Raw genomic sequence first — 21,749 nt, forward strand, 5'->3', positions numbered from 1 at the left:
CACCCATCTTCGCCCTTCTGGCCGCTAATGCGGATGCAGCGGATTATCGGCGTCGTGCTGGCCTTCGAGGCTGCGTCGCAGGACGTGCATCTCGTCGTGACCGGCTTTGACGGCGGCGTGGGCGCGGCGGATCGTCTCGCGAGTCGTGGCCGACAGGCTGTCGTCGTCCAGGGCGCGGTCGAATCGGGCCTGCAGGTGGGCCTCGCCGCGTTCGACCGAACCGACGACCGAGGCCTCATCCCGCATCAGGGCGTGCTTGATGTCCATGAAGGCGCGGTGCGCCTTGGCCAGGATGGAGCCCTCGTCCTCCGGGTGGCCGCCCATGCCGCGCACCGTGTCCTGCAGTTCGGTGGCGATCCGGCGCCGTTCGACGCTGCGGCTCAGAAAGAGGTCGCGATAACGCATCTCCTCGGTCTCGGCCGCCGCCTCGGCATAGCCGTCGGCGCTGTCGATCAGGCCTTCAGCGAGGCCGTTCAGAACCTTGATGTCGTGGCTATTGGGGCTGCTCACCAGAAACCTCCGTGGCTGACACAGGTAAAACCCGCGCCCCCGGCGAAGGTTGCCGGGCATAGACTGGCGCGAAGATCTGAGTTTGGGCGCGAGCGCGCCCAAACCGATTTCGCTCTAGAGCTTCGTCCGCAGCGACCATAGTTCGGGGAAGCAGCGGCGCTTCAGCGTCTCGACCAGATAGCCGACGCCGTCCGTGCCGCCCGTGCCCTGGCGACGGCCGATGATGCGCTCGACCGTCACCACGTGCTTGTGACGCCAGGTCAGCAGGGCGTCGTCCAGATCGACCAGCTTCTCGGCCAGCTGATACAGCGGCCACCAGCGCTCGGTGTCGCGGTAGACCTCCAGCCAGGCGGCCTCGACGCCTTCGGACGGCTCATAGGTCTGGCTGACGTCGCGGTTCAGCACCTCGGCGGGGACGGGCAGGCCGGCCTTGGAAAGCTGCAGCAGGGCGTCGTCATAGAGGCTGGGGGCTTCCATGGCGGCGAGCAGGGCCGCATGGGCCTCGGGCCGCTCGACGTGGAAGCGCAGGAAGCGCGGGTCCTTGAGGCCCAGCATAGTCTCCAGGCGGCGGAACTGGTCGCTCTGGAAGCCCGAGCTGGCGCCCAGGTCGCCGCGGAACTTCAGATAATCCGAAGGCGTCATGGTGGCCAGGATGTCCCAGCTCTGGGTCATCACGGCCTGGATGCGGCTGACGCGGGCCAGGCTCTTGTAGGCGGGCACCAGATCGCCGGCGCGGATCAGGCTCTGGGCCAGGGCCATCTCGTGCAGGATCTGCTTGAGCCACAGTTCCTTGGTCTGATGGATGATGACGAACAGCATTTCGTCATGCTGGTCCGAGCGGGGGTGCTGGGTGCTGAGCAGGTCGTCGAGCGACAGGTAGCCGGCGTAGGTGATGCCGGCCGGCTCGTGCTTCGCCGTTTCGATCGCGTGAGCGCGAATGTCGTTCTTTGCGTCGGTCATCCGTCACCTATCGCCGGATCAGGCCGCAAGGGCCAGCCCGGAGGCGGCGGAAAAATCAGTTGGCGGCGCGAGGTTCGTTCGCGGCGGCGGCGGCCATCTGACGGCCATTGTCAAAGGCGTCGCGGGCGCCTTTGTAGACAAAGCCGTAGGTCGGATAGACCGTGGTGCCCAGGGCGTTGATCGGGTTGTACCAGACCTTGACCCGGCTCCAGTCGCCCGAGGGGGAGACGTCGACGACGGTGACGTTCTCCTCGACCTTGCCGCGGCTGCCGCCCCAGTTGGCGTGGGTCACACGGATGACGCGGTCGGTCAGGATGTCGGAAACGACGGCGACATGGCCCTTGTCCATGCGGCCATTGGGCTGAAACACCAGCACCGAGCCGGTTTCCGGGGCGCGGCCGGTGCGGAACTTGTCCACCGCCTGACGCCACCAGGTCCAGGCGTCGCCGAAGATGTTGATGCCCGAGAACATGCGCGCGAAGGTCACGCACTGCCAATAGGGGTCATCGGCCTTGGCCGGCGCGGGGCCGATCGCAAAGAAACCAAGGGTCGCCGCAACCGCGGCGGCTGTGAGCCGTTTCATCATCTGGCGTGCTCCCGACTAAAACGCGGACCAAGCCTTAGACGATAGTGTCCGAAGGTTGAAGAACCGTTTCCGACTGTTTCGCCGTGTGATCCACAGGTGCGCGTCGCCGGTCGGCCATCCCGCGCAACGCCTGTCGGGCCGGGCGTTCGATCAGGTGATAGGTGGCGGCGGCGGCTGCGATCAGACCCAGAATGATCCCCAACCACACGAGAACGTGAAGACGCTTGTCGTCTGCGCCCGTCGCGCGGGCGGCCAGATTGACCGCCAGAATCTGCCACGGGGCGCAGACCATATAGACCGAATAGCTGATCTCGCCGAGGTAGACGGCGGGCCTGGACCCCAGCCAGCCGGCGCGCCCATCGGGGATCGAGGCCAGGGCCAGGATCAGCAGACCGGCGGCCAGCACCGTGACGGCGTCCCAGGCCAGGACCGAGGCCGAGCCCACCATGACGACGGCGGCGCTCAGCGCCAGCAGCCCGGCGCGGGGCAGGGGCGCGCGGCGATAGACCAGGTAGAGGGCGCAGCCGTAGGCGAAGCAGGGCACGATGCGCAGCGCCCCCCAGCGGAAGGTGGCCTCGGTCAGGGGGAAGCCCGCCAGACGCTCGAAGGCCGCGTAGAGCCCCATCAGGAAGACCGCCGCGCCCGCCGTCGCTACCCAGGGGCGCTTCCTCAGCGGCCAGGCCGCCAGGGCGAACAGGGGGAAGGCCAGATAGGCGAACCACTCCGCCGAGATCGACCAGGACGGGTGGTTCCAGCCCGCCTCGCCGGCCAAGCCCCAGGCGTGCAGCATCAGCAGGTGGGCGGGCAGGGTCTTCCAGCTCAGCACGCTGTCGTCGATGCTCAGCCCCACAGCCACCGCGCCCAGCCCCAGCGCCATGACGCCCAGCAGGGTGAAGAGGTGCAGGGGATAGACCCGCGCGATCCGCGCCCAGAGGAAGCCGCGATAGGAGAAGCGCTTTTCCGCGAAGGCGTTCAGATAGACGTGGCTGAGGATGAAGCCCGACAGGACGAAAAACAGCTCGACGCCCAGATAGCCCTTGGCCGCCAGGTTGGGCAGGAAGCCCACGTCGAGGTTGGGCCAGAAGGTGTAGAACACCACCCATAGCGCCGCCATGAACCGCAGGGCGGTCAGCGGGCGAAGGTCGACAGGCGTCGGGGTCATGCGGCCACCATGGGATAGCGCCGCTTTGGGAAGCGTCAAGCGGCCTGGGGCTTCAGCAGCAAGACCGGCGCCAAGATCCCTTTCTTTCGCTCATCCCGGCGCAGGGCAGGATGAGCGGGGGGAAGAGGGCTACTCGACCCGCCCGCTTTCGCCCGCCTTTTCGATCGCCGCGCTGGCGGCGGCGCAGCCGGTCAGGCTTTCGCCGCCGATCTCGACCTTGGCGGTCAGGGGATAGGTGCGGTCGCTCATGCCGTCCGAGCAGTCGGTGGCGGTCAAGGTCACGACCAGCGGGGCCTTGGCCTCGGTTTCCGTGGTCCAGACCGCGACCGTGCCTTGCAGCGCCGGGCCGGGGTTGGCGGCCTTCTGCTCGGGGCGGTCCACGCCGGAATAGGTCAGGCCGGCGGGCGTGATCTCGACGGCCCAGAAGGGTTCGGTCCCCAGCACGCGCAGCGGTTGGTCCAGATCGACCCCGGCCAGGGTGCGGGCCTCGGCGGCGGCGGCGGGCGCCTTTTCCGCCGTCGGCTGCGAACAGGCCGTGAGAGCGGCGAGGGCGGTCGCGGCGGCGATAAGAGAGGCGAGGCGCATGGCGGGCTCCGTTTCAGGTCGAGGATCAGGAACCGCAGGCGCGATCCTGGGTCAAGGGGAGGCGCCAAACGCCTCGCGCTGGGTTATGGTCCCGGACATGACGAATCGCGTCGCCGCCCCTTCCGTTCCCCTGACCGCCTGCGAGTTCTTCGCGGGGGGCGGTCTGGCGGGCCTGGGCCTGTCCGGAGGCCTTGCCGGGTTCGACACCGTCTTCGCCAACGACATCGACCCGATGAAGGCCCGCGCCTTTCGGGCCAACCACGCGGGGACGCGATTGGCCGAGGGCGACGTCTGGGATCTGACCCCCGCCGACATCCCCGGAACGCCGGACCTGTGCTGGGCCTCCTCGCCCTGCCAGGACGTCAGTCTGGCGGGCGCGCGCGGCGGGCTGAAGGCCGTGCGTTCGGGCGCCTTCTGGGGTTTCTGGAAGCTGATGCAGGGGCTGGACCTTGAGGGCCGTGCGCCCCGCATCATCGTCATCGAAAACGTCGCGGGCCTGCTGACCTCGGGCGAGGGGGCGGACTTCGAGGCCGTCTGCGCCGCCATGGTCGAGGCCGGATACCGCGTCGGCGCGCTGGAGATGGACGCGGCCCTGTGGCTGCCGCAGTCGCGACCGCGTCTGTTCGTGGTCGCCATGCGCGGGGTCGAGGGACCGACGGCGGCCGCGCCGAGCGGGCCGTTCCACACGCCGCGCCTGATCGCCGCCCACGCCCGTCTGTCGGACGCGGTTCAGACGAACTGGGCCTGGTGGGCGCTGACCCCGCCGCCGCGCCGCAATCTGGATCTGTCCACGGTGCTGGAAGCCAGGGTTCCGGTCTTCACACAGACCCAGACCAAGACCCTGCTGGCCATGCTGTCGCCGCTGCATCGGGCGCGGCTGGACGCCATTCTAGCCTCGGGCGAACGCCGCGTGGGCGCCGCCTTCCGGCGGGTGCGCACCCTGGACGGGGTCAAGCATCAGCGGCTGGAACTGCGCTTCGACGGGCTGGCGGGCTGTCTGCGCACGCCGTCCGGCGGCTCGTCGCGGCAATATGTGCTGATCTGCGACAAGGGGCGGGCTAAGATGCGTCGTCTGACCGGGCGCGAGGCGGCGCGGCTGATGGGCGTCTCGGACGACTACGCCCTGCCGACCAGCGAAAGCGCGGCCTTGAAGCTGATGGGGGATGCGGTCGCCGTGCCGGTGGTCGAGGCCCTGACGCGGCAGCTGTTCGAGCCCGCGTTGGGCGTCGAAGCAGATGGGGCGGTCGCCGCCTAATATTGAAGGTCGTCGTCTTCGGCTTCGTCGCGGCCCGGGTCCAGATGGTTGTCCACCTGATCGTCCCAGCCTTCGCGATCAGAGCGAAACGCAAGGCTCATTAACAGCCAGGCCAGGCCGACGGTGCACAGCACGCCCAGGCCCATGGCGATCCAGCCGTGGATGGACATCGGTCCGCCGTCGATCAGTCGCCAGTACCCGGCCAGACCGAGGGTGGCGACAGCGGCGATGACGACCGCCAGGCCGAGGGCCAGCAGGAAGCGTCCTGCCCGACCTTCGACCCGGGGCGTCTTCATCACGTCAGATCAGCGCTGGACCCACTGGCCCGCGGCGTTCTTGTACCACTGACCCGAGCTGATGCGCGGCAGCAGCTGGGTTTCGAACATCCGGGCGCCGGCTACTTCGGCCGTGGTGCCGGCGTCGGCGGCGCTGCGGGCATAGGCCTGACGACGACCGGCGTTGATGGCGGCGACAGCAGCCTGGGTGTCCGGTTGGACCGAGGTGCGCACGCCGAGGTAGCCGTCGGCCTGCTCGCCGACGGCGCCGGCGGCCTTGGCCTGATCGACCAGAGCCTTTTGCGAGGCGGTCTGGGCCACGGCGGCGCCGGCGGCGACACCCAGAGCAGCGACGGCGGCGACGGCGACGAAGAGTTTACGATGGTTCATGTTCAGCCCCTTTCTTGAACGGTCAGAACAGGTTGGGATTTTCGCGCAGGAGGTTCTGCAGTTCCTGGTCGAGCTTGATGCGGATGTCGGCGTCCAGCTTGGCGTTGATCTGCAGCGGCTCGCTGAATTTGATGTTCACGGTCGGCGTGCACGCTGCGACGCCAACGGCGGCGAGGCCGAGCAGGCCGATCTGACGCTTGCTGATCATGGGGCCGAACTCCGAAGGCGGCGGTTGAGGTCGTGACGATCTAACGCCGTCGCGGGTGAATGGGTTCTGAACAAAGCGGCGCCGTATCTCAAGGGGCGACTTTGGGCGTTTCGCCGCGACGCGCATATTCCAGCAGGTCGGACACGATCTGGTTGGCGTTCCAGGTCGTGTCCAGCGTCAGGTCGATCGGCGTGTCGGACGGCAGGGGCAGCTTCTTCTTGAGGAAGTCGCGGCGGATCACCTCGATCCAGCTGAGGCGCAACTGTTGGCGCTGCGGCGGATCGTGGCGGCCATGGATGTGGAAGCGGACCCCCAGTCGCCCGGCGTCCAGGCTGTTGACCTCGGCGCTCAGGTCGCTGATCGCCAGGTCCTGCATGGCCTGATAGGCGAGATCCTGCATGGTGTTGGGCGGCAGCGGCGTCTCGCCTTCGACCGCGGCCGCGCCAGCGTCCAGATCGTCGAAGACCTCGGGTTGGATCGACAGGCGACCGGGGCGCACGGCGTTCAGGATGCCGCCGCTGATCCGCCAGCCCACGTCGGGGGCGTAGGTGAAGGGCAGGCGGCCCGAGACCACGGCGTCGAGCTGGGCCTTGTCCTGCAGGTTGGCGCTCTTCATCAGCTCGTTCAGCTGAACCTGTTCGACCAGGATCACCCCGCCCCAGGCCTCGCCCGGCGTCAGGGGGACGTTGATGGGTTCGATGCTGATGCGGCCGCCCGCCGCCTCGATCTTGCCGCCCGCCAGACTGAGGAACTTCTCGTCGAGCGCGAAGCGCAGCTCCAGATCGGTCAGGGGGGTGACGGCTTCCAGCCGGTTGATGGTCAGCACCTGATCGGGGGCGGTGATCAGCGGGGTCAGGCTGGTGAATTCGATCCGCCCCTTCATCCCCTGCACCTTGCCCGCCGGGCTGGTGAAGTCGAGCTCGGGGATGGTCACGACGCCAGAACTGGTCGCGGTCGTCGGCGACCAGTCGATGCGCCCCTCGAACCCGGCTGAGCCCTCGACCGGCGACTTCAGATAGTCGGCGGCCAAGGGGCTGAGATCGCTGGGTTGCAGGCCGTATTGACTGAAGGCCAGGTTGGGCGCGCGGATGGTCACGCCGCCGGCCTCGGCCTGGCCGTCGTGCCGCAGGTCGATTCGGCCGATGGCGTGCTCCAGACGGGTCAGGTCGAACCCGCCGCTCCAGACGTCGCCGGCCAGCCTGGCCTCGCCGACCGCCGTCAGCGGCAGGAAGCGCAGCGGATCGGTGGTGTCGGCGACCTGGGCGCGGCTGACCGTCGCGGTCATCGACAGGCCGGCGGGCTTGCCGTCCACGACCAGTCGGCCCTGGGCGTCCGAGAAGCGCATGGCCAGGAAGGGAGCGACGGCGTCGACATCGGCCAGGGTCCCCTGTGCGCGCCACGCCCCGTTCGCGACCGTGATCAGCGGGGTCTCGGCGGGGCAGAAGCGACCGTTGATGTCGGTCACGTCATTCTCGCCCAGTTCCAGCCGCTCGACGCTGAGGGGGATGCAGTCGCGGGTGGTATAGGTCAGCCGCCCGCCGCTGGAGGCCAAGTCGCCCTTGGTCATCAGGGCGATGCTGCGCGCGGGACCGAAGTCCAGCGCTGCCTTGCCGTCAAGCGTGGCGCGGAAGCCGCCGGGCGTCAGGGTCCACGACGGCACGGCGATCTGCGCCTCGGGCAGACCCCCGCCGCGTTGCGCCGTCAGGCTCAGGGCGCCGCCGCCCGACTGGCCGGCCTCGGCCGCGAACAGGGGCGTCGGTGCGGGCGCGATGGTCAGCAGGCCGCCATTTTCCGGGCGGGCCGTAATGGGCCGGGTCAGGGTCAGTTCCGTTCCGACGTTGCTGGTGGACAGCCTCAGGCCCGGCGCATCAATGGCGAAGGCGTTCAGCGCCCGCTTCAGCTCGGCCATCTCGGGCAGGTCGTCGCGGGTCGGCGCGCCGAGGCCGGGCCACGAGGCGCGGGCGGCGGACAGGGCGCCGGTCGCCGTCATCCGGGTCACGCCGTCGCGCACCAGATCCAGATCCAGCCGTCCGCGCGCCTGGTTCAGCTTCAGGTCGCCCGAGGCCAGCTCTCCGGCGCTCAAGGCCAGAGGGCCCTGCATCTCGAAGGCCGCGTCGCGTCCGCCCGCCGTCAGGCCGTCAGAGGTCAGAACGGCCTGGCTCAGGCGCGTGCCCGCCGCCGAGCTGCGGTCCAGCCGGATCACGGCGGGCGACGCGACGCGCCACTCCAGGCCGCGCTGGCCGCGCTTCACCATGACGTCGGCGCGGTTCAGGGCGAGGTCGGCGCCGCGCGCCGTCAGGCCCTCGCCGGTCAACTGTTGAGCCCGCAGCCGCGTCTGGCCCTTGCCGACGATCTGGAAGGTTTCGATCCAGCCTTCGGTCAGGCCGTCGAAGTCGACCGAGGCCTCGGTCTTGCGGCTCTCCATTCCGCCCGCCGACAGGGCGTCGGCGCTCAGGCGGGCGGCGATGACGGCGCGACCGTCGCCGCGACGCATCTTCAGGTCGGGACAGGGCAGGTCGCCGGTCAGGTTCAGCCTGGCGGCGGTCCCGCCCGCCTCGGCCAGGCTGAAGCGGTCGGCGGCGGCCTCGACCTTCAGCGCCACGCGGTCGCCGGTGGTGGTCAGGTCGACGACGGCGCTGAGGCCGCGCGCTTCCGTGTCGCCGCTCTTCAGCGAGGCGGCGGGCAGGCGGGCGTTCAGCCGCATCAGCCTGCTATTGTCGATGCGGGCGTCGGCCAGGATCTGCAAGGGGCCATATTCGGTGTCGATGCGGGCGCGGCCGCCCTCGATGATGACCAGGGGCGCGCGCTGGTCGGGGCGGGGCGGCTTGGCGGTGAACTCTTTGACCAGCGGGTCCAGCGAACCGAGCGACAGCTCGCCGTCCTTCCAGCTGGCGCGGACCAGGGGCCGTATCAGGCGGATACGGCTGGGGGTCACGCCCAGGCCGGCTTTCGACCAGGGCAGGCCCAGGACGTAATCGACCTCGACCCGTTCGACCTTAAAGTCAGGGTTGCGCGGATCGCCGATGCTGATCTTGCCGACGAAGCCGTCGATCTCCAGCTGTTCCACCTCGACGTCGGCGTCGATGCCCTTCCTGTCCAGCCAGCCGACCAGAAGCTCGCGCGCGGCGGCGCGCCGGTTCAGGTAGAGGGCGGCGGCCAGCACGATCAGCAGCAGGACGCCGATCAGCAGAACGATCAGCGCCGTTCTGACGGCGGAGCGTCCACGGCGGGGCGTCTGTGGGCGCGTCTGGGGCTGGGAAGTCGGAGTGTAGTCGGTCAAAGGCGTTCGGCGTTCTTCGGCGTAAGGATGGAGCGACAACGCCACAGATTGGCCGCGGACAACAGTTGTGGCTGCATGAACACTGAAGCGTGGCGCTGTAGTCACTGTTCAGTCAAGCAAGGCCAGAAAAGGGCCGTTCATCGCCGATGATTCAGGAATAACGGTGGAATACTTGACGACGACCCGGCCAAGTTAACCAATTGTAACCTACGCGCTTCCCAAGATGGAACAGACGGGCTATATCGCTCGCTTCGCGTTTTCGGGGCTGCCGGGGCGCGATCCACGATTCGAATGGTTTGGCGCCAGTAGGGCGTCGTCGATTGCCGGGGAACGATGGCTCAGTTTGATCCGCGCCGCCAGCCCATGCGGCTCGCGCCGCATCTCCTGACGACAGCTGCGGCAGTGGCCATCGCCCTTGTGGCGGGTCAAGCCTATGAACCCGTCCGCGCCGAGGAAGTTCCCGCGCTGACATCGGAACAAATCGCCTATCTCGAGACCCAGGCCTACGCCGCCGCCGGCGCGCCGGTCGGTCTGACGGCCCCCGAGGCCATTCCTGTACAAATCCGCCGCGGCGAAACCTTCGAGCAGGCCGTGCGCCGCACCGGCATCGGCGCCGAAGAAGCTAGCGCCGTCGCCGCCACCATCGCCAGCGCCTTTGATCTCAAGGATCTGCGCGCCGGGCTGAAATTCGAAACCGCTGTCTCCAAGCCGCGCGGCGGCCGGGGCGACGCCCGCCTGATCGGCCTGACCATGCGCACGGGCCCGGCCAGCCAACTGACCGTGTCGCGCAGCTTCGACGGCGCCCTGCGCCTGCGCGCCCTCGACGAAAAAGTGACGCAAGAGACCGTCGTCGCCAACGACAAGGTCCAGCGTTCGCTGTCGGCCAGCGCCCGCGAACTGGGCGCCACCTCGGCGGTCGTCCGCCGCGCCAGCCAGTTGTTCGCCCACAAGTTCGACATGCAGCGCGACGTGCGCGCCTCGGACGAGTTCACCCTGGTCTTCGACCGCTCGGTGACTGAGGCCGGCCGCACCGTCGAGACCGGCGACCTGCTGTACGCCGAGCTCAAGGGTCACGCCTTCTATCGCTTCCAGCGCCCCGGCTCGAAGACGGCGGAGTATTTCGACGCCACCGGCAAGAACACGCGTTCGGCCATGATGCGGACCCCGCTGCAGAGCTTCCGCCGCGTCAGCTCCAACTTTGGCGTCCGCACCCACCCCATCTCGGGCTATCGCAAGATGCACCAGGGCATGGACTTCGCGGCCACCACCGGCACGCCCATCGTGGCGCCCGCCGACGGCGTGGTCGTCGAGGCCCGTCGCTGGGGCGGCTACGGCAACTGGCTGCGCATCCGTCACTCGAACGGTCTGGAAAGCGGTTACGGCCACCTGTCGCGCTATGGCTCGGGCATCCGCGCCGGCCAGCGCGTTTCGCAGGGTCAGATCGTCGCCTATGTCGGTTCGACCGGCGCATCGACCGGCCCGCACCTGCACTATGAAATCTGGCGCGGCGGACGGCGGATCAATCCGGCCGGCGTGAAGACCCAGGAGGGCACCGTTCTGGCGGGCGCCGACCTGGCCGCCTTCCGCGCAGAAAAGAGCCGCATCGACCGCATCATCGCCGCTGGCGGCCAGCGTCGTCCGGTGGTGCAGCAGGCCTCGGCCTCGGGCCTGCGCTCCGTCGAAGGCTGAGGACGCGCGTCAGGGGCTTCGCGGCCCCTGCCTCTATCCCACCAGAACCGGCGTCCGGCCCTGCGTCGGGCACTGAACCCCGTGCACCCTCACGTCGGCCTCGCCCAGCTTCAGGCCCAGCAGATCGAGCAGGGGCTGGACCACGCCGTCCAGCACGGGGCCGAGGGGCGTCAGCAGCACGCCGACGGCCTTGGCCAGATCGCCTAGACCCACGAACAAAGGCCCGAGGGCTACATTGGGCTTGAGTTCCTGAAGCAGGCTGACGATCAGGCCGTTGACGAAGCCGCGCGACCGCACGGACTTGGTGGTCTGGTTTGAGATGTCCACGCTGTTGAACGCAGCCTCCTGCCAGTTCAGGTCGGCGATGTTGAGATCGGCGTGCGCCGTGATCGTCACCAGGCCCGCCAGAGCCGACAGGATCGTGGCGTCTGAACTGATCAGCGACGCCTTGAAGTTTTTCAGCTTCGTCTCGTCGATGGCCCCGATGCGGGCGCGCGCCACGCCGGGCCGCACGGCCACCGTCACCGAGGGCGCGCCGACGCAGTTGATCCGGCTCAGCCTGGCCTCGGATGAGGCCGCCTCGATCAGGATCGGCAGCTTGACCTGGGCCAGGCCCGCTAGGCTCTGGGCCGTCGTCGCCTTCAGATAGATCCGGGTCTGGGCGGTGCGGATGATCGGCTCGCCCTTGCTGGTGATGGTCAGCCATGGCGACTTGTTGGGCCGTTCGCCGATGGCCAGCATGATGTCCAGATCGGCCAGACCGGCGCGCGCGCCCAGGTCCAGCGCCACCTGTCGGTCGCCATTGGCGGTCTCCAGCGAGGCCATGATCAGGTCCAGCGCGGACACATCGGCGTTCAGCGCCTGGCGCAGACCGTGCTGGGCGTCGGCCTCGACCCCGATCAGGTCCTTCAGCTTCAGCTTGGCGTCTACGGGGGCGCGGGTCAGCTTGCTCAGGGCGGATCTGGCGTCGGCGCCGGCGATGCTCTCCAGCACTTTCAGCGCCTGGCCCGCCGTCACCTCCTGCTTGAGCAGGGCGTCGTAGTCGCCGGCCGTCAGGCCGATCTCGGTCGCCAGGGCGTCCGAGAACTGCAGCAGATTGACCTGGGCCCCGGCCAGGGCGCGATAATCCATCACGGTCAAGGAGACATTGCTGCCCAGCAGCCCCGACAACAGGGCGTTGGCCAGTCCCCCGTCCAGACTTGCGAGGCGAGAACCGATCGAGAACATGGCCTGGGGCTGCCCGCCCGGAATGGCGGCGGTCGCAGTGCGGCGCACAGCCAGGCTGTCGCGTTGCAGGACCCAGCGGCCGAAAAAGAGCGGCGCAGGGGCCGTCACCTCAACCCGTGCGGCGTTGGGATCGGCGGCGCCGGCAAGGAAGCGATCCTTGGGCTTGATGCGCCCATCGGCGACATAGGCGCCCTTGACGACGTCGACGGTCTGGACGTCGCTCAGGTTGGCCGAGGCTGTGGCGTGGGCGGCGGCGTCGGCCCGGGCCAGGTCGTGGGCCGCGGCCATGGCCGACAGGTCCGCCGCGCCCTGGATTTGCCGCGCCTTCAAGGAGACGGAACCGACATCCACCGCCAGCGCCGCCAGCACGCAAAACACGCCGCCGAACAGGGCGGTCATGACGGCCACGCCGCCGCCTTCGTCCTTCAGGCTGTTGCGGGGCGCCAACTCAATAGCCTCCCAGCCGGACCACCGCCGTCCTGCGGATGACCTTGGGCGGGGAGGGAATGAGGCCCGACAGGGCCATCAGCGGGTGGTCGCTGGCGTCATAGGCGATGTTGACGCGGATGACGTTGGGCGTGCTCTCGACCTCCACCGCCGCCTTGGCGCTGTCCAGTCCCAGATCCCCGACCTGAAGCCCGACGAACGCCCGCGCCAACTGCTCCCGCTCGGCAGGGTCCAGTCCGGCGATCGCCGCGCGCGCCCTCCGACGCCATCGACTGAACCGAATGGGCCATCCAGAACCAGCTGCCGTACATGATCATGCCGAACATCATCATGATCAGCAGGGGGGCGACGATGGCGAACTCGATCGCCGCCACGCCGCGTCGGTCACGCCTGAACCGTGAAAGAAATCCGCGTCGCCTCATGGTCGAGCCTCACTCTTTTTCGGTGATCAACATAATTCAATCACCGTTAAGCGGTGTTAAACGCACAGGTTGAATTCGACGAAGAGGGCGCAGCGCCCGAAGTGAAGCCTTCGCCTTGAGCGACGGCGCTCGAACGGATATGGAAAAGGGGTCTTCAAGGGAGCGGGTGTGAACCCGGCTGCATCATGCCACGGGGCATGGACGCAGCCGTGGAGAAGCCCTTGAACAATGCGGCCGTAGTTCAGAGGTAGAACGTCAGCTTCCCAAGCTGAATGTCGCGGGTTCGATTCCCGCCGGCCGCTCCAAAAATCAACACCTTGGCGCCACGACAGCGACCTCGGCGGAAGCCGTTGGGGGTCAGTTGGGTGCTTTTGTCCGGCTGTGCGCGGGCGCAGGGGCGTCTCGCGGCGAGACGTCCGCGCCGTGCTCGATCAGGATGCGCCGCGCGATGGCGGGGACGCCGTAGATCGGCATCGGCGTACCGAAATGCGCCCGCCAGACCTCGGCAAGTCGCGCATCTTCGTCGTTGGGCAGCAATCCCATCTCGCTCTCCTCGCGTGACGAGGACGCAGGCTAGCCCAGCCTGACGGCGCTGACTGCAAAACCCTGTAACGCGGGTCTGCCTGCCTCAGGTTGTGACGGGACGAGCGGGGCAGGCCTGCGCTTCGGCGTCGACTCCAGTCGGGCGGAACGCTGGGGGGGCGTGCAGTTCCGCGGTGAGGTCGTCGCGCCGAAGCGCCTTGTTTTGGACGGGACGTGTCTGCGTCCCGGCCTGGCCCGCCCGATGGCGTCGATCCCGCGGTTGCGGTGGTGGCGATCGGCGGCCAGGGGTCTGGGGCTCCGTCCACGTCAAGATTTGGCGTTGCGGGAGCGTGTGGGGTGATGGTGTGGCGGCTATCGATCTTCCTTCAGTGTTTTGTTGGTCAATTGGGCAATGTTTCAGCAAAAACTTCATCAATTGATCGGTTGTATGCAGATATCTATACGGTGAACTCAGTATTTTCGTCGACTCATGATATCGTTATTGCCTATTTGACTGTATATTCGGTTCGCTTTGCTAAATATCCCCGGCATGAGGGATGTTTGTTGGAATATTTTGAGGTATGTTGGGCGTCTTCGGGGATCTAGCATCGCGTCTCATCAGCGGCGCGGCGACCGCCTTTATCGAGGGGGTGCAGCCTTGGAGATTTTGGCGTGAGCCAGAGACGGATCGATCCTGCGAGTGTCCGGGCTTCGTTATGCGACCCATTCCGGGTTCCTGCGGACGCCCCCACTCCCGCGCAGGTCGACGCCGTCTGCGGTCAGGCTGCCGTCAACTGGATCGAGGGCGAGCGCCGGGCGCGGTTGATCGTGTCGCGCGATCTGGAGGTCATGTGGATGAACGGCGCGGCGCGGGCCCTGTCTGACGACGGCGAAGCGTTCGGCGTGGAGGGGCGGCGTCTGGCGCCGTCGTCGCCGATCCTCGCGAGCCTGGTCGCCTCGGCGGGCGCTGACGAGGCGCGTTGCACGGTCATGCCGGGCGACGGCGGGCGGCGCTGGGTCGCGTGGGCGCGTCAAGTCTGTGCAGCGCCGACCGCCCTGATCGGACTGACGCTGCAACGGGCGCGAGGCGAGGCCCGGTTCCAGGCCCTGATCGACCACCACTTTCTGACGCCGTCGGAGGGCCGGATCATTGAAATGCTGCTGGGCGGAGCCGAGACGGGCCGCATCGCCCAGGCGCTGGACATCTCCATCGAGACCCTGCGCACCCATCTGAAGCACGCCTATCAGAAGATGGGCGTGCGCAGCCGGGGCGAGCTGTTCGCCGAGGCGATCAGCTTCGTCGGCCCCTAGACGACGTCAGGCGGCGGGCGTGGCGGGCAGAGCCGGAGCCGGAGCCGGCGCAGGGGGCAGCGCTGACAGGGCTGATCCGGCCGGCGCCGCTTCCACCAGCAAGGGGCCAAGGGCGAAGGCCGCAACGGCGGCGCCAGCCGACAGGGCCAGGACCGCGACGACGGCATAGGCCGCGAGCGAGCGTGAACGACGCCGGCGGAAGCCGCCGGACTTCACGCCGCGAATGATGACGAAGGGGCCTTTGGTGAAGGCCTCGGAGCCGATGATATTATGCTGGGACAAGAACGCGCTCCCCGACTGTCCTGAAATGGATCAGGTCAGAGAGCGGTCCCGTAAGGCCAAAGGATGGCGAACGCCGATCCCCGGCGTCGTTCAACTTCCGAGGGTGACGCTGATCATGCGCCCGCCGCGCGTCTGAACCCGTTTCATCAGCACCACGATGTCGTCCCCGGCCTTGACCGGCGAGATCAGGAACCAGCTGCCGTCGGGCAGGCCGGTGAAGCGGAAGGCCCCGTCGGCGCAGGGCTGGGCGCGCTCGAACGAGCGGTAGTCGGCGCCCTGTTCACCCGCCGAGCGGGCGCGCACCACGGCGGCCGGCACGGCGGCGCGCTCGGTCGAGCCGTAGAGACGCTGCATCCGGGCGCGGGTGTAGCCGGTGTCGGGGATCAGGCCGACATTGCCGACGCAACTAAAGGTCTTGCCGTCCTGGGCGAAGGCGACGCGGCCCTCGATTGCGGCCTGACCCGCGCGGGTCGACCAGGCGAAGGCGTCGGCGCTGAACTCGGTCGAGCCAGCGCTGATCCCGCCGCCCATGGGCGCCGTGGCGCAGGCGCTGAGGGCAAGTCCGCCGACGAGGACGGCGGCGAGGGCGAGGGAAGGGCGGCGGTTCGACATGAAGGGGGCTCCGAAACTCGTTTCAAGCGTCACCGGCATGGCCCCCCATGGCCCTTTGAGTCAAGGTTGCCCGGCGTCGTCAGGTGCGTCACAAGAGCGTCCAGGACCGGGCGCAGAGACCGGCCAGAAACGTTTTCAGGGACTTCATGACCGTCACCATCGACGACATCCGCGCGGCGCAGCAGCGTATCGCCGGTCAGGTCGACCGCACGCCTGTGCGCCATTCCCGTCGCCTGTCGCAACTGACCGGCGCCGAGATCTGGATCAAGTTCGACAACCTGCATTTCACCGGCAGCTTCAAGGAGCGCGGCGCCCTGAACCGGCTGCTGCAACTGACCCCGGACGAGATGAAGCGCGGCGTGGTCGCCGCCTCGGCGGGCAACCACGCCCAGGCCCTGGCCTATCACGGCGGCCGCCTCGGCGTGCCTGTGACCATCGTCATGCCCGAGGGCACGCCCTTCGTGAAGGTCGACGGCACCCGCGCCCACGGCGCCAATGTCGTCATCCACGGTCTCGATTTTTCCGGCTCGACCGAGGAGGCCAAGCGGCTTCAGGTCGAGCACGGCTATGTCTTCGTCTCGGCCTTTGACGACGAAGGCATCGTCGCGGGCCAGGGGGTCTGCGGCCTGGAGTTCATCGAGGACGCGCCCGATTTGGACGCCCTGATCATCCCCATCGGCGGCGGCGGCCTGATCTCGGGCAGCGCCATCGCCGCCAAGGCGATCAAGCCCGACATCAAGATCTTCGGCGTCGAGGCCGCCCGCTATCCGTCGTTCACCGCCCGTCGTCGCGGCGAGCCGGCCAAGTGCAGCGGGCAAACGATCGCCGAGGGGATCGCCATCAAGGCCGTGGGCGAAATCCCCTTCGCCCTGGCCGACAGCCTGATCGACGAGATCTTCGTCTGCGAGGAAGCCGACTTCGAGAAAGGCGTGGCCCTGCTGGCGACGCTGGAGAAGACCGTGGCCGAGGGCGCCGGCGCCGGCGGTCTGGCCGCCATCCTGGCCAATCCCGAACGCTTCAAGGGCATGAAGGTCGGCATCGCGCTGACCGGCGGCAATATCGACGCCCGCATGCTGGCCGTGGTGCTGAACCGCGAAATGGTTCGCGAGAAGCGGTTGATCGTCTATCGCATCCTGGGCGACGACCGCCCCGGCATGCTGTCGGCCATGGCCGCCGTGATCGGCGGGCTGGGCGGCAATATCATCGACGTCGTGCACAACCGGCTGGCGCTGGACGTGCCGGCCAAGGGGGCGGAGTTCGACATCATGGTCGAGACCCGCGACGCCAGACATGCCGAGGAAATCGGCGAAGCCTTGAAGGAACGTGGCTATGAACTTCGCATGGGCTAGACCCGTATTCGTCGGCGTGTCTGTCGCCGCCCTGCTGGCTGTCGCCGCCTGCAACCGCCAGCCCGCCGCATCCAGCGCCGATCTGGCCAAGAACGCCGAGGCCGCCGCCGCCTTCATGAAGACGAACGCCTCGGCGGAAGGGGTCCAGACCCTGCCCTCGGGCCTGCAATACAAGGTGGTCGCCAGCGGCCCGGCGGGCGGCGTCCGTCCCGACCGCAACGATCTGGCGCGCGTCGATTATGAAGGCAGCCTGACCGACGGCACCGTCTTCGACAGCTCGTTCAAGCGCGGCTCGCCCGCCGTCTTCTCGCCGGAACAGGTCGTGCCCGGCTGGACCGAGGCCCTGCAACTGATGAAGCCCGGCGACGAATGGCTGCTCTACGTCCCGCCCGAGCTGGGCTACGGCGAAGCGGGCGGCCCGCCGCTGATCCCCGGCAACGCCGTGCTGGTCTTCCGGCTGAAACTGCTGGATGTCGCCCCGGTGCCCGGCGGCGGTCGCGGCGTCGGTTCCGCCGACGTCTGATCTTTCTCCCTCCCCTTCATGGGGAGGGTGGTCGCGTAGCGACTGGGTGGGGAGGGCAAGGCTGATTATCCGCTGCGTCTGATTTCCGAAGCGCCCCCACCCGACTTCGGCCCCGATCAAGTCGGGGCCTCAGCCACCCTCCCCATGAAGGGGAGGGAGAGGGGGCTCCATTCACTTCTCACACTCTCATCGGTTTCCCCCGCCAGCCGCGCCTCGCGCAGCGCTTCGAACCTCCCCGCATCCAGCCGCGACAGCGCCCAGACCGCCGCCCCGCGCACTACGGGCGCCGGGTCGTCCAGCAGAGCTTCGACCGCGACGATCAACTCAGCGTCCCCGGAGTTCCCCGCCGCATACAGAACGTTGCGGATGAAGCGGTCCCGCCCGATGCGCTTGACCGGGCTCTTGGTGAACAGGGCGCGGAACGCGGGATCGTCCAGCGCCAGCAGGTCGGCCAGCCTCGGTCCCTTAAGGGCGTCGCGGGCGTGCAGCCGGGCCTCCGAGGCCCCTTGCGCGAACTTGTTCCACGGACAGGCGCCCAGACAGTCGTCGCAGCCGTAGATTCGCGGCCCCGCCGCGATGCGAAACTCCACCGGCCACGGGTCCGCAAACTCGATCGTCAGATAGGACAGGCAGCGCCGCGCATCGATCTGGAACGGCGCGGGGAAAGCCTTGGTCGGGCAGGCGTCCAGGCAGGCGGTGCAGCGGCCGCAATGCTCGGTCTCAGCCTCGTCCGGCGTGATCTCGGCCGCGGTCAGGATGACGCCGAGGAACAGCCAGTTGCCGTGGGTGCGGCTCAACAGATTGGTGTGCTTGCCCTGCCAGCCCAGACCGGCGCGCTGGGCCAGGGGCTTTTCCATCAGGGGGGCGGTGTCGACGAAGACCTTGACCTCCTGCCCCAACCGCGCCGCCATCTGACCGGCCAGGATCTTCAGCCGGCCCTTGATCACCTCGTGATAGTCGTCGCCGCGCGCATAGACCGAGATATAGCCCGCCGACTTGTCCTGTAGTTCCGGCAGGGGATCGGCCTCGGGGCCGTAGTTCATGCCCAGCACGATGGCGGTCTTCGCCCCGTCCCACATGGCGGTCGGGTGAGCGCGGCGCTCCAGCGTCGTCTCCATCCAACCCATGTCGCCGTGGCGCCCGGCCTCGACGAAGTGGGCCAACTTCTCGCCCGCGCTCCACGGTTCGCTGGCCGAGGCGAAGCGGCACACGCCGAACCCCAGTTCGGCGGCGCGCTGTCGGATGAAAATGCGGGGATCGGCCGCCATGGGGCTCGTTTGGTGCGGTTGTGGGCGGGAGTCGAGTCCGTTGATCTTCCTCTGCCGTCATGCCGGACGGCCGGAGGCCGGTCCGGGACCCAGGCGGCGGCGTCATGAACGCCGGGGGCCTGTCGATCTCTACCGCCTGGGTCCCGGATCTTCGGCCCGCTGCGCGCGCCTTCGTCCGGGATGACCGAGGGGAAGGACAGGCTTCAGAAGTCGAGGTCGGCGTACCAGGTCGCCGGATGCACGCCGGGGAAACGGTCGGTCAGCAGCGGCCGGAAACAGGGCCGCGACTTCAGCTTGGAATACCAGGTCTTCAGCGCCGGATACGACGCCCAGGTGATCTCGCCGAAATAGTCGAGCACCGACAGGTGTCCCGCCGCGATCAGGTCGGCCTGGCTGAGCCGCCGCCCGGCCAGCCATTCACGCCCGGCGGCCAGGGCCTCGAACATGGCCAGATGGATGCGCAGCGCGTCGCGCCCCTCGCGCAGCATCCGCGCCTCGGGCGGGCCCAGCCGCAGCAGGGGTTTCTCCATCCGCTCATGCAGGAGGACGGCGTCGACCTCGTCGATGAAGCGGCGGTTGAACCAGGAGGTCAGGCGCCGCGCCTCGGCCCGTTCGCCGATGTCGGCGGGCATCAGGACGTCGCCCTTGGAGCGATCCTCGATCCAGCCGAGGATGGCGTCGATCTCGCACAGGGTCAGGGTCTTGCCCTTTTCCGTCACGGTCAGGACCGGCGGCATCCCCGAGGGATTGAGGTCGATGACGGGGCAGTCGTCTTCCCACGGCTTGACCAGTTCCTCGCCGAACTCGACGCGCGCCTCGCCCAGGGCCAGTCGCGCCGTGCGCGAGCCGGGGTGGAAGGCGAAATGATAGAGGACGGCGGGGGCGGACATTATTCGGTCTATGCGCCCGCGCTCGTTAAGACCGCGTTTACCGCGACGGACGGTCGCAGCTCATGACCAGGGGCCGGACTGGATCGTCAGAGGCTCGACGGCTTCCTCGGGGCGGGCGGCGTGGACCTCCGCCCGACCGCGCGGGTCGGCGTGGATCAGGATGTCGGCGTGGGGGAAGGCGGCCTGAATGCGCTGCTCGGCCTCGACGACGATGGCGTGGGCGGCCTCCAGCGTCAGGGTCGGGTCCAGATCGACGTGCATCTGCACCATCAGCACCTGCCCGGCCAGGCGGGTCCGCAGCTGGTGCAGTCCCGAGATGCGCGGATCGGCCAGGACGGCGGCGGTGATGGCCACGCGCGCCTCTTCCGGCCCGGCATGGTCCAGCAGGTGATCGGCGGACTCGCGCAGCAGGGTGATCGCGCCCCAGAACAGCCAGACCGCCACGACCAGACCCGCCGCCGCGTCCAGCCCCGGCGCGCCGAGGTAGGCGCCCGAGATCACGCCGATCAGCACCACCACATTCGCCGCCAGGTCGGCGGCGTAGTGGGCGCGGTCGCCCGCCACGGCCAGGGAGGCGGTCTTCTTCAGCGCCTGGGTCTGCATCCACACCAGCCACAGGGTTACGGCGATGGAGGCGACGACTACGCCGACGGCCCAGCCGCCCGCAGCGACGGGGCGAGGATCGAAGATGCGCTGCACCGCCTCCCAGCCGATGAAGACGGCGGAGGCGAAGATCAGACCCGCCTGCACCAGACCGGCCAGGGCCTCGGCCTTGCCATGGCCGTAGCGGTGCTCGGGATCAGCGGGCGCTGCGGCCCAGCGCACGGCGAAGAAGGTCGCCAGAGAGGCGATCAGGTCCAGCGTCGAATCCGCCAGGGTCGCCAAGATCGACACCGAGCCCGAGGCGCCGAGCGCAAAGGCCTTCATCACGATCAGGATCGTCGCCGTTCCCACCGACAGGGTGGTGATCCGGCGGGTCGTGGCGTGGGCGTCGTCGAGAGCGGAGGCGGTCATCCCCGCCCTTGTCGCGCAAAACCGCGCATCCGCCAATGGCGGCGTCTTGTCCGGGGCGCTAAGAAGGCCTGCCCGGCGCGGACGAACCGCCGCCGGTCGAGACGGAGTTTCCATGGCTGACTGGCTGACGGCGATCCTTCTGGGTCTGGTCGAGGGATTGACCGAGTTCATTCCGGTGTCGTCCACCGGCCACCTGCTGCTGCTGGGGCATTTCCTCGGCTTCGAGAGCACCGGCAAGACGTTCGAGATCGTCATCCAGCTGGGCGCCCTGCTGGCCATCATCAGCGTCTATTTCAAGCGCCTGTGGACCCTGGCGACGCGCTGGCCCTTCGATCCCGAGGCGCGGCGCTTCCTGATCGGGCTGCTGGTCGCCTTCGCCCCCGCCGTGGTGATCGGCTTCCTGGCCTACGGCTTCATCAAGACGGTGCTGTTCGAGACGCCCCTGGTGGTCTGCGTCGCCCTGATCGTCGGGGGACTGCTGCTGCTGTGGCTGGACCGGCTGAAGAAGATGCCCACCTATCTGGACGCCGACCGCTATCCGTTCCGCGTCTATTTCCTGATCGGCCTGTTCCAGTGCCTGGCCATGGTTCCGGGCGTGTCGCGCTCGGGCGCCACCATCGCCGGCGGCCTGTTGCTGGGCACGGACAAGCGCTCGGCGGCGGAGTTCAGCTTCTTCCTGGCCCTGCCGACCATGGGGGCGGCGGTCTTCTACGACCTGTTCAAGAACCGCGACGTGCTGGACTTCAGCGACTTCGGCCTGATCGCGGTGGGCTTTATCGCCGCCTTCCTGACGGCCCTGGTGGTGGTGCGCTTCCTGCTCGACTTCGTGTCGCGGCGCGGCTTCGGCCCCTTCGCCTGGTGGCGGATCGTGGTCGGCGTGGCGGGCATCATCGGCCTGGCGGTGACAGGCGCGCTGTAAATACTTGCCGTCATCCCGGACGGCCGTCAGGCCGATCCGGGACCCAGGCGGCGGCTCCATGCG

General features: G+C 68.4%; 23 protein-coding genes, 1 tRNA gene and 1 pseudogene. 7 read left to right on the forward strand and 18 right to left on the reverse strand.

Annotated elements, in window-relative coordinates:
• Positions 1 to 24: 24 nt before the first annotated feature.
• From DXK21_RS09760 to DXK21_RS09780, 5 genes are all read right to left on the reverse strand, one after another.
• Positions 25 to 510 carry a PA2169 family four-helix-bundle protein gene (locus DXK21_RS09760; RefSeq protein WP_114817594.1) on the reverse strand — a complete coding sequence of 162 codons (486 nt, stop codon included), beginning with the start codon at positions 508 to 510 and terminating at the stop codon, positions 25 to 27.
• A 114-nt stretch (positions 511 to 624) separates the two neighbouring features.
• Entirely contained in the window at positions 625 to 1,470 is an 846-nt protein-coding gene (locus DXK21_RS09765; RefSeq protein ID WP_245945172.1) for a tryptophan 2,3-dioxygenase, read from the reverse strand.
• Between the two features lie 55 nt (positions 1,471 to 1,525).
• Entirely contained in the window at positions 1,526 to 2,056 is a 531-nt protein-coding gene (locus tag DXK21_RS09770) for a CHAP domain-containing protein (RefSeq protein ID WP_114817595.1), read from the reverse strand.
• Between the two features lie 34 nt (positions 2,057 to 2,090).
• Positions 2,091 to 3,218 (reverse strand): acyltransferase family protein, encoded by a 1,128-nt coding sequence (locus tag DXK21_RS09775; RefSeq protein ID WP_114817596.1) that lies wholly within the window; start codon positions 3,216 to 3,218, stop codon positions 2,091 to 2,093.
• A gap of 129 nt (positions 3,219 to 3,347) precedes the next feature.
• Positions 3,348 to 3,803 (reverse strand): COG3650 family protein, encoded by a 456-nt coding sequence (locus DXK21_RS09780; protein ID WP_114817597.1) that lies wholly within the window; start codon positions 3,801 to 3,803, stop codon positions 3,348 to 3,350.
• A gap of 97 nt (positions 3,804 to 3,900) precedes the next feature.
• Here DXK21_RS09780 and DXK21_RS09785 point away from each other — a divergent pair, with 97 nt between their 5' ends.
• Positions 3,901 to 5,058 (forward strand): DNA cytosine methyltransferase, encoded by a 1,158-nt coding sequence (locus tag DXK21_RS09785; RefSeq protein WP_114817638.1) that lies wholly within the window; start codon positions 3,901 to 3,903, stop codon positions 5,056 to 5,058.
• On the opposite strand, the gene DXK21_RS09790 is transcribed toward DXK21_RS09785, so the two are convergent.
• The 4 genes from DXK21_RS09790 to DXK21_RS09805 form a co-directional block, all read right to left on the reverse strand.
• Positions 5,055 to 5,354, reverse strand: coding sequence for a hypothetical protein (locus DXK21_RS09790; RefSeq protein ID WP_114817598.1), 300 nt, complete (start codon positions 5,352 to 5,354; stop codon positions 5,055 to 5,057). The genes DXK21_RS09785 and DXK21_RS09790 overlap by 4 nt on opposite strands.
• Positions 5,355 to 5,363: 9 nt before the next feature.
• On the reverse strand, positions 5,364 to 5,723 hold the full coding sequence (locus DXK21_RS09795) for a YdbL family probable chaperone protein (RefSeq protein ID WP_114817599.1): 360 nt from the start codon (positions 5,721 to 5,723) through the stop codon (positions 5,364 to 5,366).
• A 22-nt stretch (positions 5,724 to 5,745) separates the two neighbouring features.
• Positions 5,746 to 5,931 carry a YnbE family lipoprotein gene (locus DXK21_RS09800; protein ID WP_114817600.1) on the reverse strand — a complete coding sequence of 62 codons (186 nt, stop codon included), beginning with the start codon at positions 5,929 to 5,931 and terminating at the stop codon, positions 5,746 to 5,748.
• Between the two features lie 88 nt (positions 5,932 to 6,019).
• Entirely contained in the window at positions 6,020 to 9,211 is a 3,192-nt protein-coding gene (locus DXK21_RS09805; RefSeq protein ID WP_114817601.1) for an intermembrane phospholipid transport protein YdbH family protein, read from the reverse strand.
• Positions 9,212 to 9,613: 402 nt separating this feature from the next.
• Between DXK21_RS09805 and DXK21_RS09810 the strand changes: the two genes are divergently transcribed.
• A complete protein-coding gene (locus DXK21_RS09810; protein WP_245945173.1) occupies positions 9,614 to 10,900 on the forward strand; it encodes a M23 family metallopeptidase in 1,287 nt (428 codons plus the stop codon).
• A 33-nt stretch (positions 10,901 to 10,933) separates the two neighbouring features.
• Here DXK21_RS09810 and DXK21_RS09815 read toward each other — a convergent pair whose 3' ends face one another.
• The 3 genes and pseudogenes from DXK21_RS09815 to DXK21_RS17105 form a co-directional block, all read right to left on the reverse strand.
• Complete coding sequence (locus DXK21_RS09815) at positions 10,934 to 12,574, reverse strand: TadG family pilus assembly protein (RefSeq protein WP_245945174.1); 1,641 nt, start codon at positions 12,572 to 12,574, stop codon at positions 10,934 to 10,936.
• Between the two features lies 1 nt (position 12,575).
• On the reverse strand, positions 12,576 to 12,785 hold the full coding sequence (locus DXK21_RS16930; protein ID WP_245945176.1) for a hypothetical protein: 210 nt from the start codon (positions 12,783 to 12,785) through the stop codon (positions 12,576 to 12,578).
• A 97-nt stretch (positions 12,786 to 12,882) separates the two neighbouring features.
• Positions 12,883 to 12,996: pseudogene (locus DXK21_RS17105) on the reverse strand (TadE/TadG family type IV pilus assembly protein); the annotation flags it as partial.
• A 230-nt stretch (positions 12,997 to 13,226) separates the two neighbouring features.
• Between DXK21_RS17105 and DXK21_RS09825 the strand changes: the two are divergent.
• Positions 13,227 to 13,301, forward strand: a tRNA-Gly gene (locus DXK21_RS09825).
• Between the two features lie 52 nt (positions 13,302 to 13,353).
• On the opposite strand, the gene DXK21_RS09830 is transcribed toward DXK21_RS09825, so the two are convergent.
• Positions 13,354 to 13,539, reverse strand: coding sequence for a hypothetical protein (locus tag DXK21_RS09830; protein WP_114817603.1), 186 nt, complete (start codon positions 13,537 to 13,539; stop codon positions 13,354 to 13,356).
• Between the two features lie 651 nt (positions 13,540 to 14,190).
• Between DXK21_RS09830 and DXK21_RS09835 the strand changes: the two genes are divergently transcribed.
• Complete coding sequence (locus tag DXK21_RS09835) at positions 14,191 to 14,829, forward strand: helix-turn-helix transcriptional regulator (protein WP_162790622.1); 639 nt, start codon at positions 14,191 to 14,193, stop codon at positions 14,827 to 14,829.
• 6 nt (positions 14,830 to 14,835) lie between these two features.
• Here DXK21_RS09835 and DXK21_RS09840 read toward each other — a convergent pair whose 3' ends face one another.
• Together DXK21_RS09840 and DXK21_RS09845 are read right to left on the reverse strand one after the other, a co-directional pair.
• Complete coding sequence (locus tag DXK21_RS09840; RefSeq protein WP_114817605.1) at positions 14,836 to 15,111, reverse strand: hypothetical protein; 276 nt, start codon at positions 15,109 to 15,111, stop codon at positions 14,836 to 14,838.
• 90 nt (positions 15,112 to 15,201) lie between these two features.
• Entirely contained in the window at positions 15,202 to 15,723 is a 522-nt protein-coding gene (locus DXK21_RS09845) for a hypothetical protein (RefSeq protein ID WP_114817606.1), read from the reverse strand.
• 146 nt (positions 15,724 to 15,869) lie between these two features.
• Here DXK21_RS09845 and DXK21_RS09850 point away from each other — a divergent pair, with 146 nt between their 5' ends.
• Complete coding sequence (locus tag DXK21_RS09850; protein WP_114817607.1) at positions 15,870 to 17,072, forward strand: threonine ammonia-lyase; 1,203 nt, start codon at positions 15,870 to 15,872, stop codon at positions 17,070 to 17,072.
• Positions 17,053 to 17,595 carry an FKBP-type peptidyl-prolyl cis-trans isomerase gene (locus tag DXK21_RS09855; RefSeq protein WP_114817608.1) on the forward strand — a complete coding sequence of 181 codons (543 nt, stop codon included), beginning with the start codon at positions 17,053 to 17,055 and terminating at the stop codon, positions 17,593 to 17,595. The genes DXK21_RS09850 and DXK21_RS09855 overlap by 20 nt, the downstream gene beginning before the upstream one ends.
• A 116-nt stretch (positions 17,596 to 17,711) precedes the next feature.
• Here DXK21_RS09855 and queG read toward each other — a convergent pair whose 3' ends face one another.
• The 3 genes from queG to DXK21_RS09870 all read right to left on the reverse strand — a co-directional run bounded on the left by queG (position 17,712) and on the right by DXK21_RS09870 (position 20,767).
• Positions 17,712 to 18,863: a tRNA epoxyqueuosine(34) reductase QueG gene (queG, locus tag DXK21_RS09860; protein WP_114817609.1), complete on the reverse strand. Its 1,152-nt coding sequence runs from the start codon at positions 18,861 to 18,863 to the stop codon at positions 17,712 to 17,714.
• 203 nt (positions 18,864 to 19,066) lie between these two features.
• Entirely contained in the window at positions 19,067 to 19,753 is a 687-nt protein-coding gene (gene fzlA, locus DXK21_RS09865; protein WP_114817610.1) for an FtsZ-binding protein FzlA, read from the reverse strand.
• A gap of 60 nt (positions 19,754 to 19,813) precedes the next feature.
• Positions 19,814 to 20,767, reverse strand: coding sequence for a cation diffusion facilitator family transporter (locus DXK21_RS09870; RefSeq protein ID WP_114817611.1), 954 nt, complete (start codon positions 20,765 to 20,767; stop codon positions 19,814 to 19,816).
• Between the two features lie 112 nt (positions 20,768 to 20,879).
• Between DXK21_RS09870 and DXK21_RS09875 the strand changes: the two genes are divergently transcribed.
• Complete coding sequence (locus DXK21_RS09875; protein ID WP_114817612.1) at positions 20,880 to 21,686, forward strand: undecaprenyl-diphosphate phosphatase; 807 nt, start codon at positions 20,880 to 20,882, stop codon at positions 21,684 to 21,686.
• Positions 21,687 to 21,749: the final 63 nt, after the last annotated feature.

The organism is Brevundimonas bullata, from assembly GCF_003350205.1.
In the GTDB taxonomy this organism is placed as follows: domain Bacteria; phylum Pseudomonadota; class Alphaproteobacteria; order Caulobacterales; family Caulobacteraceae; genus Brevundimonas; species Brevundimonas bullata.